Here is a 12,719-nt window from a genome sequence, read left to right on the forward strand (position 1 = left end):
GCACGCATGAGAAAGTTTCTATTTACGGTAGCCTGTTTTGGTGTCTTTGCGGGGCAGGCCCAGGATATTCAGAACAACCCGGCAAGCAATCACGGAAATAAATTCGAACAGCTGGGTACGATCCTTCCCACGCCCAATGAATACCGGACCGCCAGTGGTGCTCCCGGCCCCAAATACTGGCAGCAGCGTTGTGATTATGTGATCCGGTGCGTGCTGGATGAGAAAGCCCAGCAGCTGACAGGCAATGAGACGCTGAACTATTTCAACAATTCGCCGGATGTACTGACCTATATATGGCTGCAGCTGGACGAGAATGAGCACAGCAACCGGGACAATGCGAATTACCAGAATAAGAGCATACTGCCAGAGATATTTACCGATAAAACGCTGACCCTGCAGGAAGAGCAGGACGGGCCGGATAACGGCTATGGGCACAAGATCCGGTCGCTGACCGATATGGCCGGTAAGACGCTGCCCTATACCATTAACAAGACCATGATGCGGGTAGACCTGCCGGTGCCGCTGAAACCCGGTCAGCGGTTTCAGTTTAAGATCAGCTGGTCGTATAAAATTCCGGACCGCATCACTTATGGAGGCAGGGGAGGATACGAATTGTTCCCGGAAGACGGTAATTGTCTCTATACGATCACACAATGGTACCCGCGGGTATGTGTATACAGCGATTTCCAGGGATGGCAGAATCATCAGTTCACCGGCCGGGGAGAGTTTGCGCTGACCTTTGGCAATTTTGATGTTCAGATGACGGTACCCGCCGATCATATTGTGGGCAGCACCGGCGAATGCCAGAATTATGCACAGGTATTGTCCCCCGCACAGCTGGCGCGCTATCAGAAAGCAACCACTGCAAAAGAGCCGGTAGAGATTGTTACGCTGGAAGAAGCAAAGAAGGCCGAGCAGAATAAAAGCACGAAAACAAAAACCTGGCACTTTAAAGCAGACAACGTGCGGGACTTTGCATGGACGGCTTCCCGCAAATATATCTGGGATGGCATGCCGCAACTGATCAATGGGAAAAAAGTAATGTGTATGAGCTTTTACGGGAAAGAAGCCTATGGGCTGTACCGTAAATTTTCAACCCGGGCTGTGGCGCATACTATCAAAACCTATTCGGCATTTACCATTCCCTACCCGTATCCGGTGGCCCAAAGTGTAGAGGCCGCCAACGGGATGGAATATCCCATGATCTGCTTTAATTATGGCCGCACTGAAAAAGACGGTACCTACAGCGAAGCCACCAAGAACGGGATGCTGGGTGTGGTGATCCACGAAGTGGGACATAATTTCTTCCCGATGATCGTAAACAGCGATGAACGGCAATGGACCTGGATGGACGAAGGACTGAATACCTTTGTACAATATCTGACCGAGGAGTTATGGGATAATAAATTCCCCAGCAAACGCGGACCGGCATGGGCGATCGTAGATTATATGAAGCTCCCGAAGAACCAGCTGGAGCCGATCATGACCAACTCGGAAAATATTGTGCAGTTTGGTCCCAATGCCTATGCAAAGCCGGCAACGGGTCTGAATATTCTAAGGGAGACCATTATGGGGCGCAATCTTTTTGACTTTGCTTTTAAGGAATATGCCCGGCGCTGGGCGTTCAAACATCCCACACCGGCGGATCTTTTCCGCACCATGGAAGATGCCAGCGGCGAAGACCTGGACTGGTTCTGGAGGGGATGGTTTTATGGGATCAACCCCGTCGATATCTCCCTGGATTCCGTCAAGGTTGCAAAGGCCGATGTGGATGCAGCTGTTTCGGCTGCGAAAAAGCGCATCAAAAAGCCCGATGCACCTCTTGTGCCGGAATTTGACGATATATCGAAAATAAGGAACCGGGAAGACCGGAACATCACTTTTTATACGGATAAGGATCCGGATGCACGTGATTTCTACTGGCGCTATGCCCGCGGACTGGAGCCCTATGATTCAACCAAAACGATCACAGTGGAAACGCCGTCATCGATGGGCGCTCTTTCCCCGCAAGCAAAGCAACAGTTTGCCGGCAAGTACTTTTATGAACTGGCCTTTTCCAATAAAGGCGGAATGGTGATGCCCATCATTCTTGAATGGACGTTTAAAGACGGTACCCGCCAGATAGACCGGATCCCTGCGCAGATCTGGCGGCACAATGAACAAACGGTAAGCAAACTGTTTGTAAAAAATAAAGAGGTAGCGGGCATACGTTTGGATCCCTTCCGGGAAACAGCGGATATCGACGAAAGCAATAATGGTTGGAACCAAATGCCGGCGCCTACCCGGTTTAAAGCGTTTGAACAAAAAGCCGGTGCTGCACGTGGACAGAGTACCGGTTCCAATCCCATGCAGCAGGCAAAAAAATAGAGACCGGTGGCACCGGCACAAAGCCTCCAGGACCCAAAGAAACCCGAAGGGATAACATCCCGGAGTTTCTTTGGGGTTGATATTTTAAGGCGGTGGAATTAGATAGAGGAACGAGGAATAGAGCCGTTATATTCCTGGCAGTGATGATCTTTTTACACTGTTGGATAAAGTTGCACTGTATTAGCTGCTATGTTGTACTGCTGTGGGCAAGAGCAGTAATAGCTACTTTGTTAAAGCAAATAATGGCTATATTAGCAGAAACCTATTTGATATACAAAAATATAACGCTATGAGGATCTATCTTTCAAAAATGCACCCGCTGATAATGCTGCTGTTGATTGGACCTGTATTAGCCATGACCGTAAATGCCGGAGTTGTCTGGCAGGCGAGGGATACGGCAAATGAAATACTGGTATTTGAAGTAAACAAGAAAATTCCTGCAACGGCAAAAACGATCGGCCAGTTTAAGATAGGAGATAAGGGATTTACCACAGACTGTCAGTATCAGCGGGTTATTGAAAAAGCCCAGGAAAAAGCAAGAAAGGCAGGGGGGAATGCGATACAGATCACAGAGCTGAAGGAACCGGATATCTGGAGCAGCTGTTACAGGATCAGGGGAAATATCTTATTTATAGAGGACATTGACTCCCTCAGCCAGGTTACTGCCGCGGTCGTATCAACGCCTGTGCCAGGTTCAGACACGGCGACCTATGCAACTATTTATTTTTATAGGCCAAAAAATTTTACAGGCTCGGCCATCGGATATAATATAAACCTGGATGACAGCGTGGTATGGCGGGCGGTAAATAACTCCCGTTATGAAATACGGGTATACAAAGAAGGGAAACAAAAAATATGGGCCAAGACCGAGGCAAAAGCTATCATTCCCCTTAGTATACAATTTGGCAGATCCTATTATATTAAATGCTCCATTGCTATGGGAATGTGGGTAGGCCAGCCATCTCTTGATCTGATAGATCCTGAACAAGGAAGGCCGGAATATGAAAGGGTGAGCAGCCGCGCACGTAAATAAAAGATCAGGTTAGCTGCCGCGTCCACTAAAATAGTAAGAACGAAAAATAAGCAGGGCATTAGCTGATACACTGTGCCGCTGCACGAAACAATAGCCGGCAAAAATAAGAGTCTCTGTGTCTTCACCGCCTTATTGTAGCAGGGAGAACAAAAATATCAGGCGGCTGTTCTGTGTTCCGGAAGGGGTAAACGCCTTCTTTGTGTAAGCTTTGGGCCTTAGTGTCTTTGTGGCCTAAAGAATTCGATTATTCTTCCGCCAGCTGGTATATATCTTTGTAATTACGTCCCAGCCCGTCGTAATCCAGTCCGTAACCCACTACAAATTTGTTGGGAATGACAAAGCCGGTGTAATCGATCGGTACTTCATATTGGGTCATTTCCGCCTTATGCAGCAGGGCCACGATCTTCAGGGAGCGGGGCTGCTGGTGCCGGAGCTGCGGCAGAAAATAGTGCAGTGTTTTTCCGGTGTCGATGATATCCTCCAGCACCACCACGTTTTTATCATGAAGATCTTCCTCCAAGCCGATGGCGGTGGTAACATCACCGGTAGATTTTAATCCTTTATAAGAAACGAGCTTGATAAAGCAGACCTCACTATCAATGGTCAGGTATTTGAAAAAGTCCGCGGCAAACATAAAAGAGCCATTCAGGATGGCCAGGAAATACACTTTTTTACCGGCATAATCCGCGTTGACAGCATCCGCCAGCTCCCTGATTCGTTTTTGCAATACTGCCTCAGGCAGGTAAACGGAAAAGCGTTTGTCATGTACGGTGATATCTGCCATCTCTTAGGGATTGTTTTGGGCTACGGCATTTTTTGCGGTGCCCATATCCTGCAAATATAGCTTAGACCCGATTGCCGGGGAAGCAAATTTTGTCAGATTGTTGTATTTCAACAGCGATTCCAGACGGACGCCTTCCTCCTGGGCGATATCATGAAGCGATTCGCCGGCTGCTACCTCGTGAAAGGCTTTTTGTCCCTCCGTCCTTTTCAGCTGTAAGAAAACCAAAGCGTCCTTTTGCGGCTGCTGATCTTCCCGCAGGTCATTGTACAGGAAGAGGCGGGTGAGGGGGATCTTGTATTGTGCTGCGATGGTTTCATATGCAGTACCCTGCCTGGCAAAGATCACCCGGGTCTGGTTGATCAGGAAATCGCCCTGGGGGTATTGTTTGGCTTTTTTTACCGGCACTACTTCTTCGGATTCCGGCGCCACAGCGAAAACGGCTTTCAGTTCCTGCGGCATTTCCTTTTTACCCATTGCGATCAATGTATAATCCTCCAGGTTGTATCGCTCGATCAGGCCGATCAGCAACTGCGGGTACCTGGGATTAGTGGCATAGCCGGCTTTTTTCAATCCATAGGCCCATGCCCTGTAGTCCGTAGGATCCAGCTTAAAAAGGAAGGCATACCGGTCGCGGCCTTTTAAAAAATCGGAATGATCCCGGAAAGAGGCTTCCGGATGCTCGTATTTTATAAAACGCTCCTGCGGCCGGTCATCGTCGTGCAATACATAAGGACCCGTATAACCGGTCTTGCATTTAATACCAAAATGATTGTTCGACCGCAAGGCCAGATCTCCGTCGCCCGCATTGGACTCCAGGATGGCCTGTGCCAGCTTAATGGCGGCCGGTACGCCGGTCCGTTGCATTTCTTTGATCGCAATGCTTCTGTATTGCTCAATATAAGCCACCACTTTTTCCGATTGCTGGGCGGCGGCCGTCATCGTTATAAAAAGGGCAGTTGCCAAAAATAATTTCCGTATCATCAATATCAATTACAATTTCCGCAATAAATAGAGTCCGTCCCTGATGGTCAGGACCAATTTGTCGATGTCATCGCTGTGATGGACAAAATCGTTAAACGCCTTGATGGCTTTTGCACTTTTTCCCTTTGGATTTTCGGTAAAAACCTGTCCGTGGAAAAAAATATTATCCGCTAATATAAAGCCATTTTTCCGAACAGCCGGCAACACGAGCTTAAAATAATCGATATAACCCGGCTTGTCTGCGTCAATAAAGACCAGGTCCCAGGATTCGTTTAAGGTTGGAAGAATGTCCAGCGCGTTGCCCACGTGCAGTTTTATTTTTGGATATAACGCGGATCTCCGGAAAAAATTGTGAGCGATGGTGGCGGTTTCTTCACGAAATTCGATAGTGTGCAGCTCACCGTCGTTTGTTAGCCCTTCGGCCAGGCATAGCGCACTGTACCCGGTAAACGTGCCGATTTCCAGGATGCGTCTTGGACGGATCATATGGCTGATCATTTCCAGGAGCTTGCCCTGTACCGGCCCGCTCAGCATATGCGGCTCCGCATGGTGCTGTTGGGTATAGGCCTCCACTTCCTGCCGCAGGGGGTCCGGCGGGGCCGAAAAGCTGACGGCAAATTGTTCTAATCCGGCGGGTAATAGCTCCATCCCTGTTTATTGGTCGTTAGTGAACCGAATCCTGCTCCAGCTGCGAAAGGTCTGAAACGGGTTTCGAAATAATCAACAATCCTATAAACGTCAGTGCCGCATTGATTATTATCAATTCCAGGCCAATTTTAAAATCTCCAAAAAGTGCGGATTGATATTTATCGATAAAGAAGCAGATGATCGGGGCAATAAAACATACATAGGGAACCTGGCGGTCAGCCGGCCGGCGTTTTGTAAAAATACCAAAAGCAAAAAGTCCCAGCAGCGGACCATAGGTATATCCGGCCAGTTTCAGAATGATGCCGATCATACTGTTGTCATTGATCCAGTAAAACATAAGCACCAACAGCAGGAAGGAAAAGGCCACGAACAGGTGCACTTTCTGACGGAACCGCTTTTTTTGTGCTTCATTCATATCGGTGCGTCGCTGCAGGCCGGCGATATCAATGCAAAATGAAGAAGTGAGGGCGGTCATGGCGCCGTCGGCACTGGGAAATAAGGCAGAGATCAATGCAACGATAAAGATGATCGAGATATAGGCCGGCATATGGTTGATGGCCACATCTGGGAACAGGGCGTCTCCCCTGGCCGTTAGCTGTTCCTGGGCTGCAAATAAATGCAGCAAACCACCAAGATACAGGAACAGGCCAATGACCACCACCATAATAAAGGCAAGGGAAACCATGTTCTTTTTTGAATCCTTCAGGTTGGTAACGGAAATGCTTTTCTGCATCATTTCCTGATCGATACCCGTCATACTCAGTGTAATGAACGCCCCGGCCAGGATCTGCTTGATAAAGTAATCGCTTTTTGCAGGGTCGGTCTTGAATATTTGAGAGAGCCCGCTGCTGCGCATAGCTTCCAGGCTTTCGCCCACGCCCATATGCATGTGGTTGAGCAGGTAAATGGTGCAGATGATGAGCCCTAACAGCATACAGGTTGTCTGCAGGGTATCCGTCCATACAATTGTCTTTACACCGCCTTCAAAAGTGTACAGGATGATCATTACCAGTATAATGAGTGTAGATACCCAAAAGGGGATGCCAAAGCTGTCGAGAATGGTGATCTGCAGGATATGCACTACCAGGTATAACCGCGCGGTTGCTCCTACCAGCCGGGATATGATAAAGAACCAGGCGCCGGTCTTATAGGAAAGCATGCCCATACGGGTTTTCAGATATCCGTAAATGGAAGTGAGCTTTAACCGGTAATACAGGGGCAGCAATACATAGGCAATAAGCAGGTAGCCGATCATGTAGCCGAGCACTACCTGCATGTAACCAAAGGCATCTTTGCCTACGGCACCGGGCACACTTACAAACGTAACACCGCTCAGGGAAGTGCCGATCATTCCAAAGGCCACCAGCATCCAGTTGCTGTTCCGGTTGCCGATAAAGAACGATTCATTGTTGCTGTTTTTACTGGTTTTCCAGGCTACCGTAAGCAGTAACAGGAAATAAAAAATGATGATCGCAAACAAGATACCTGGGTTCATAAATGATGCCTGTGTTAAATTAGAAATTTATTTTTGAAGATAGGGAAAATTGAGTTCCTTTTGCAATAAAAGTACCGAATCATGGGGATAAAATCGCTTGCGGTTTTTTGCGGGTCAAAGGAAGGCGCTGATCCACTGTTTACCGAACATACAGCACAGCTGGGTACGCTTATGGCGCAATATGGAGTAACCCTTGTTTATGGGGGCGGGAACGTGGGATTGATGGGTACGGTTGCCAATGCAGTGCTGGCAGGTGGTGGAACGGCGATGGGCGTGATCCCGCAGCTGCTGGCGGACCGGGAGCGGTCTCACAAAGGCCTGACCCAATTGGAAATTGTGCCGGATATGCATACCCGTAAAAGAAAGATGTATGAGCTTTGTGACGCGGGAGTGATCCTGCCCGGCGGCTATGGGACCCTGGATGAGTTTTTTGAAATGATCACCTGGAACAACCTGGCCATCCATGATAAAACGATCTTTGTGCTGAACACCAATGATTATTATACACATCTTTTGATGCACATCAAAAAAATGTATAGTGAGGGCTTTCTGTATGAAGATCCCTGGGAAAAGATCCGGGTGCTTTCATCACCGCAGGAACTGGGCGGGTATCTTAAGGGAAAGTAGCATATAGAAGTTGTTTAAACTTATTTAGGAATAAAAAAGCCCCGGGAATTAAGGATTTTTGTTTTGGAAATAAAAACGAATCATTCTGGAACTCCCGGACGGAGGTACGGTAGAACACTGGATTTTGCCAATTTTAAGCAAAGGGAAACAAGGCTTTAAGACGAGATTGGATTTCGTAAAAGAGTTTCAATTGATTTTAAAGCGGATGAAGACCGGCTGCCAATGGCGGGAGCTAAGTACAAAGGAATATTTTGGCCTTGATGCACCTTGTTGGCAAACGGTGTATTGCCATTTTAATAAGTGGAGCAGGGATGGATCATTTAAAAGAGCGTTGATTAACTTGCTGTCATCAAACAAGCGGTGTTTAGATCTTTTAAGTGTTCAATTTGACGGCAGCCATACTCCGGCCAAACGAGGTGGAGAAGCGGTAGTTATCAGGGCAGGAAGGCTACGAAAACCAGCCAATGCCTGGCTGGATGCCTGCAAAGGCCCGCTGGTGCGATATGAGAAGAAAATCTTCACGTGGATGGGATTGCATTGGCTTGTTTTTATCACCAGGTTCCCGCAAAAATTAAAAATTAAAACAACTTTATTAAAGGAGAAATGTAGCATGTAGAAGTATGATTATTGGATGGCCCCGGTCACTCCCCACTTTAAAATTTTGGATATTTTAAATTTCCAAATACTTCTGGCTTACGCAACCCAGTGCCATAAGGTGATCTGGTAAATCCATTTACCCCGGACCTTTTTATACACCTGGCACCATCCCCGTACCGCATTCCGTACTTCAACAATGGCGTAGCGATGGTTCCGGGAGAAGATCGGAGTAGAAATGGCAAAGTATTTCCTGTCTTCTGGTTTCAGACTGTTGGCATAGCGTTCCTGTTCTTTTCGGACGGCTTCGTTTTTCTCCTCCTCGGTCCAGTTATCTTTTATCCTTAAAAAGACTGCGGCATATTTGCTGTTGCGCCGTTTTGCTTCCAGGACGGAGTCGGGCGTGCTCCAGGGGAGCAGCGTAACAACAGAAAACTGGCTTTCATATTTTGGGATTTTTTCATAAGGATTGACCCTGGCCCTGGGGATCTTAAAACCGGACCAGCATATCTTTTTCGTTTTTGTATTTTCAGTGGTGAACTCCTCCGGATCAAAGTCGGGGTTTTCCTTAAAGAAGGTCCTGAATACCTGTTCGTCGAACCGGGTTTCTGCATAGCGAAGAATAAAGCTGGAATCCACCAGATGGAAATAGGCGAAATCCGGAGGCACGGCTTTTTCGACGACGGCCAGCACCAGCTCCCGGATCTCTTTTTTCTGACTATTTGCGGTTTGGGAAAGAATGATCAGCATGAGGAACAGCAGTAACCGGTTCATGATAAATTGCTTTATTTGCTGGAAGATGCACTATTGATTGAAAATACATAAAAGATCCGGAAAATGATCTGTCACTAAGATCCGGAGATCCGGAAGACCGCTGTTTTAAGATTACAATAATGGGTTGTTCCGCACAGGAGCAGCAAATGCGGCGTTTTTATTGAATGCTCCAGGATCCCGGCGGTTCGCTTGAAAGGGAAGGTTCGCAAGGGGAACGCAGGGATCCTAAGACATCCCCGTTGCGGCCATTACGCGGGCTTTGGGGTTCAATCAGAACACAAGGGTTCGGGTTTCCTTTTCCGCATTACCCCGGGTCTTCCTGATTCTTCGGCTCTTCATGGTGAGGCAGTGCTTTTACAATCAATGCTTTTGCAATGAGGTGGCTTTTGGTCCAAATCGGGGGTTTTTTGGAAAAACTTTTGCATTTTTGCAGGAAACCTCCTTCCTGATGAAGATGAACATTTATAGCGGCTTGGTGGAAAAGAAGTTGAACGCTCAAAGATCCTTTGCGGTGTTGCTCGACCCGGATTCTGTAGATCCTTCTTCATTGAGCCGCCTTGTAAACCTTTCGGAAGATTCGGCGGTGGATTATTTTTTCGTGGGTGGGAGCCTGGTGCTTTCTACACATCTGGATGAAGTGATCCTGAAAATAAAGGAACTTACCGATATCCCCGTGGTATTGTTTCCCGGGAGCCCCTCACAGGTAAGCAAATACGCCGATGCGCTGTTATACCTTTCGCTTATTTCCGGGAGAAATCCCGAGCTGCTGATCGGTCAGCACGTCGTATCTGCGCCGGTGGTAAAAAAAAGCGGGCTGGAGGTCATTCCTACGGGTTACATTGTTGTAGACGGCGGAGCGCCCACCACCGTTTCTTATATCAGCAATGCCGCCCCGGTGCCTTCCGACAAAAATGATATTGCACTTTGCACCGCAATGGCGGGAGAGATGCTGGGTATGAAGCTGATCTATATGGATGCCGGCAGCGGGGCAAGGGTGCCCATTACAGAGTCCATGATCCGGGCCGTATCAGAGCATATCGAAATTCCCCTGATCGTGGGAGGCGGGATCACGGACCCGGAAAAGGCTTATGTGAATTGTAAGGCGGGGGCCGATGTGATCGTGGTAGGGAATGCTATTGAAAAAGCTCCTTCGCTGATCAAGGATATCAGTGATGCCGTACACTCGGTAAAAAAGGAAACGGCTTAGCGCGGGAGTGGTCAGCGGTCAGTTCTCAGTATAAAGCAGCTTTTTAGAATTTAGCTTTTAGTATTTAGAATTTTCTTGTACTCTTGTTTCTTGTTATTTGATTTTTGAAACTTATCCGGCTCGGGAACGCGCAGTCCCCAACATCAAACCAGAAACGTCAAGCCAGAAACCATTTACAGGCTCATCATCTCCTTAAACTTCACGGCCTGTCTCCGGCTGACCTCGATCTTTTCCCCGTCTTTTAGTTCGATCAGCAGCCCATTATTAAAATAGGGCTCTATTTTTTCGATCATGCGCAGGTTGATGATGTGCTTCCGGTTGGCCCGGAAAAATGCTTTGGGGTCGAGACGTTCCTCCAGCGCGTTCAGCGATTTTAAAATAAGGGGTTTATTGGGCCCGAAGAATACTTTTGCATAATTGCCCACGCTTTCAAAAAGGCGGATATCGCTCAGGCGTACAAACCAGCACCGGTCCCCGTCCTTTACAAATACCTGGCTGTTTTCATGCAACACGTCGTGGTTGGTAAACGATGCGGCTTCGCTTTCCTCGTAATCCGGAAGATTGAGCTTTTTGATGGCATCTTCCAGCCGCTTGGAATCGATCGGTTTTAACAGGTAGTCCAGCGCATTCACTTCAAAGGCTTTTAACGCATATTCGTCATAAGCAGTGGTAAAGATCACCAATGGAGTATATTCCAGCTCTTCCAGCATCTCAAACCCCGACTTGCCCGGCATCTGGATGTCCAGGAAGATCAGGTCCGGTTGCTGGGCATTGATCTTCCGCATGCCCTCTTCCGCATTTCCGGCCTCATCGATTACTTCGATCTCCGGAAAATCATGGAGCAGCTTTTTCAGCTCGGCGCGCGCCAGCCGCTCGTCGTCAATGATGATAGTACGCATATGTTTCATCCTGTTTCTTTATAAATTTTTTCAAAGCTCTCGCAACATTAAGCGCAGGCCTTTGATGGATCTTAACGCCTTCATGGTGGCGGATACCCGGGTATTTTATCGAAATACATCGGTTCCTTTATACAGCTTCTAAGCAGGCAGCTCGATCCTTGCTTCCACCGTTTCGGCATTCAGCTGCCGGATCTCAAAACCGCTGCGCCCGGGATACAGGAGCTTTAGCCGGTCGCGGATGCTGTTCAGACCAAAACCGGTATCCTCTTTTTCACTGGTAAGCTTTCCCGTGTTCCGCACGCAAAGCTCAATAAGATTGTTTCTCAACTGGGCGGCAATGGATACGGATCCACCCTGCATTTCTCGGCTGATGCCGTGCTTGATGGCGTTCTCCACCAGCATTTGCAGCATCATCGGCGGGATCTGTTTTTCGAGTGCCTGGCTGTCGATCTCATAGCTTACCGCCAGCCGGTCTTCAAAGCGGACCTGTTCCAGGGCAAGATAATCTTCGATAATGGCCAGCTCATTTTTTAACATCACGGATTCTGTTTTATGCATGGTGATGCTGCTGCGCAGGATATTGCTCAGCTCGGTGATTGCCTCGCGCGCCCGGCCCGGATTTTCATCCACGAGGGCCCGGATGCTGTTGAGCGCATTGAAAATAAAATGCGGGTTGATGTTGGACTTAATGGTCTTCAACTCCAGCTCCCGTACCAGCGATTTTAACCGGAGGGTGTCGATCTTCTGTTGCTGGTAATCGCGGGCATAGTGATAAATGATATAGATGGCGTTCCAGATAAATATATAGATGAACCAGGAGATCATGTTGTTGAAAGAAACCAGCCAGATACCCCGGCGTTTCAATACTTCGATCTCCCGCTGGGTGAACAGGGCCAGCTGTTTGTACACCTGTTGCTCAATGATCCCGCAAAGCGAGGCCGTAATGATCGAGAGCAGGATGAAATTGAGCAGCTGCAATCCCCAGTTGTGCCCCAAAAGCTGCAGTTTGAGAATAAACAGGCGCATTCCGTGGCTCAGGAGTACCCCGATGATCACAAAACTGAAGGCTCGCATAAAGAACAGGGTGCGGTCATCCGGTGTGTCAAATTTTCCGTAAAACCAGGCAAAGAAAAGATGGATGAGAAAAAGCCCACCCCATCCTATGAGTTGAAACCACCAGTATCGCTGCTTACCCGAGAACATACTGCAAAACTAACTAGAAGTCATCTCAAAAGTCAGGAATAATGTGAATAGTTAATAAATAGTTCTTTGAATTAGGGGTCAAGAGTATGAAACTTGCGGTTATGGAT

General features: G+C 48.0%; 12 protein-coding genes. 5 read left to right on the forward strand and 7 right to left on the reverse strand.

What is annotated here, in order from left to right; translation table 11 throughout:
* Positions 1–6 precede the first annotated feature (6 nt).
* Together B160_RS0111270 and B160_RS0111275 are read left to right on the forward strand one after the other, a co-directional pair.
* Complete coding sequence (locus B160_RS0111270; RefSeq protein ID WP_018628020.1) at positions 7–2,367, forward strand: M1 family metallopeptidase; 2,361 nt, start codon at positions 7–9, stop codon at positions 2,365–2,367.
* A 289-nt stretch (positions 2,368–2,656) separates the two neighbouring features.
* Positions 2,657–3,400 (forward strand): DUF2846 domain-containing protein, encoded by a 744-nt coding sequence (locus B160_RS0111275; RefSeq protein ID WP_018628021.1) that lies wholly within the window; start codon positions 2,657–2,659, stop codon positions 3,398–3,400.
* 244 nt (positions 3,401–3,644) lie between these two features.
* Here B160_RS0111275 and hpt read toward each other — a convergent pair whose 3' ends face one another.
* From hpt to B160_RS0111295, 4 genes are read right to left on the reverse strand one after another with little or no spacing between them, the layout of a single operon-like run.
* Positions 3,645–4,184 carry a hypoxanthine phosphoribosyltransferase gene (hpt, locus tag B160_RS0111280; RefSeq protein WP_018628022.1) on the reverse strand — a complete coding sequence of 180 codons (540 nt, stop codon included), beginning with the start codon at positions 4,182–4,184 and terminating at the stop codon, positions 3,645–3,647.
* A 3-nt stretch (positions 4,185–4,187) separates the two neighbouring features.
* A complete protein-coding gene (locus B160_RS30600; RefSeq protein WP_018628023.1) occupies positions 4,188–5,165 on the reverse strand; it encodes a glucosaminidase domain-containing protein in 978 nt (325 codons plus the stop codon).
* Between the two features lie 9 nt (positions 5,166–5,174).
* Positions 5,175–5,813, reverse strand: coding sequence for an O-methyltransferase (locus tag B160_RS0111290; RefSeq protein WP_018628024.1), 639 nt, complete (start codon positions 5,811–5,813; stop codon positions 5,175–5,177).
* A gap of 16 nt (positions 5,814–5,829) precedes the next feature.
* Positions 5,830–7,308: a sodium:solute symporter gene (locus tag B160_RS0111295; protein ID WP_018628025.1), complete on the reverse strand. Its 1,479-nt coding sequence runs from the start codon at positions 7,306–7,308 to the stop codon at positions 5,830–5,832.
* Between the two features lie 81 nt (positions 7,309–7,389).
* Here B160_RS0111295 and B160_RS0111300 point away from each other — a divergent pair, with 81 nt between their 5' ends.
* Both B160_RS0111300 and B160_RS28945 read left to right on the forward strand, forming a co-directional pair.
* Positions 7,390–7,935: an LOG family protein gene (locus B160_RS0111300; RefSeq protein ID WP_018628026.1), complete on the forward strand. Its 546-nt coding sequence runs from the start codon at positions 7,390–7,392 to the stop codon at positions 7,933–7,935.
* 124 nt (positions 7,936–8,059) lie between these two features.
* Positions 8,060–8,551, forward strand: a complete 492-nt coding sequence (locus tag B160_RS28945) for a transposase (protein WP_071597025.1) — start codon at positions 8,060–8,062, stop codon at positions 8,549–8,551.
* A 77-nt stretch (positions 8,552–8,628) separates the two neighbouring features.
* Here B160_RS28945 and B160_RS0111310 read toward each other — a convergent pair whose 3' ends face one another.
* Positions 8,629–9,303 carry a hypothetical protein gene (locus tag B160_RS0111310; RefSeq protein WP_018628027.1) on the reverse strand — a complete coding sequence of 225 codons (675 nt, stop codon included), beginning with the start codon at positions 9,301–9,303 and terminating at the stop codon, positions 8,629–8,631.
* Positions 9,304–9,751: 448 nt separating this feature from the next.
* Here B160_RS0111310 and B160_RS0111315 point away from each other — a divergent pair, with 448 nt between their 5' ends.
* Positions 9,752–10,510 (forward strand): phosphoglycerol geranylgeranyltransferase, encoded by a 759-nt coding sequence (locus B160_RS0111315; RefSeq protein WP_040679787.1) that lies wholly within the window; start codon positions 9,752–9,754, stop codon positions 10,508–10,510.
* A gap of 173 nt (positions 10,511–10,683) precedes the next feature.
* Here the strand turns inward: B160_RS0111315 and B160_RS0111320 are convergent, their stop codons facing one another.
* Positions 10,684–11,418: a LytR/AlgR family response regulator transcription factor gene (locus tag B160_RS0111320; RefSeq protein WP_018628029.1), complete on the reverse strand. Its 735-nt coding sequence runs from the start codon at positions 11,416–11,418 to the stop codon at positions 10,684–10,686.
* Positions 11,419–11,547: 129 nt separating this feature from the next.
* Positions 11,548–12,612 carry a sensor histidine kinase gene (locus B160_RS0111325; protein WP_018628030.1) on the reverse strand — a complete coding sequence of 355 codons (1,065 nt, stop codon included), beginning with the start codon at positions 12,610–12,612 and terminating at the stop codon, positions 11,548–11,550.
* Between the last annotated feature and the right edge of the window lie 107 nt (positions 12,613–12,719).

The sequence above is a fragment of the Niabella aurantiaca DSM 17617 genome (genome assembly GCF_000374125.1).
Taxonomy (GTDB): domain Bacteria; phylum Bacteroidota; class Bacteroidia; order Chitinophagales; family Chitinophagaceae; genus Niabella; species Niabella aurantiaca.

Bases quoted from the DNA above. Each gene is read 5' to 3' on its own strand.
- B160_RS0111325 (WP_018628030.1), bottom strand. From the start codon at position 12,612: ATGTTCTCGGGTAAGCAGCGATACTGGTGGTTTCAACTCATAGGATGG.
- B160_RS0111310 (WP_018628027.1), bottom strand. From the start codon at position 9,303: ATGAACCGGTTACTGCTGTTCCTCATGCTGATCATTCTTTCCCAAACC.
- B160_RS0111300 (WP_018628026.1), top strand. From the start codon at position 7,390: ATGGGGATAAAATCGCTTGCGGTTTTTTGCGGGTCAAAGGAAGGCGCT.
- B160_RS0111270 (WP_018628020.1), top strand. From the start codon at position 7: ATGAGAAAGTTTCTATTTACGGTAGCCTGTTTTGGTGTCTTTGCGGGG.
- hpt (WP_018628022.1), bottom strand. From the start codon at position 4,184: ATGGCAGATATCACCGTACATGACAAACGCTTTTCCGTTTACCTGCCT.
- B160_RS0111295 (WP_018628025.1), bottom strand. From the start codon at position 7,308: ATGAACCCAGGTATCTTGTTTGCGATCATCATTTTTTATTTCCTGTTA.
- B160_RS0111290 (WP_018628024.1), bottom strand. From the start codon at position 5,813: ATGGAGCTATTACCCGCCGGATTAGAACAATTTGCCGTCAGCTTTTCG.
- B160_RS0111315 (WP_040679787.1), top strand. From the start codon at position 9,752: ATGAAGATGAACATTTATAGCGGCTTGGTGGAAAAGAAGTTGAACGCT.
- B160_RS30600 (WP_018628023.1), bottom strand. From the start codon at position 5,165: ATGATACGGAAATTATTTTTGGCAACTGCCCTTTTTATAACGATGACG.
- B160_RS0111275 (WP_018628021.1), top strand. From the start codon at position 2,657: ATGAGGATCTATCTTTCAAAAATGCACCCGCTGATAATGCTGCTGTTG.
- B160_RS0111320 (WP_018628029.1), bottom strand. From the start codon at position 11,418: ATGAAACATATGCGTACTATCATCATTGACGACGAGCGGCTGGCGCGC.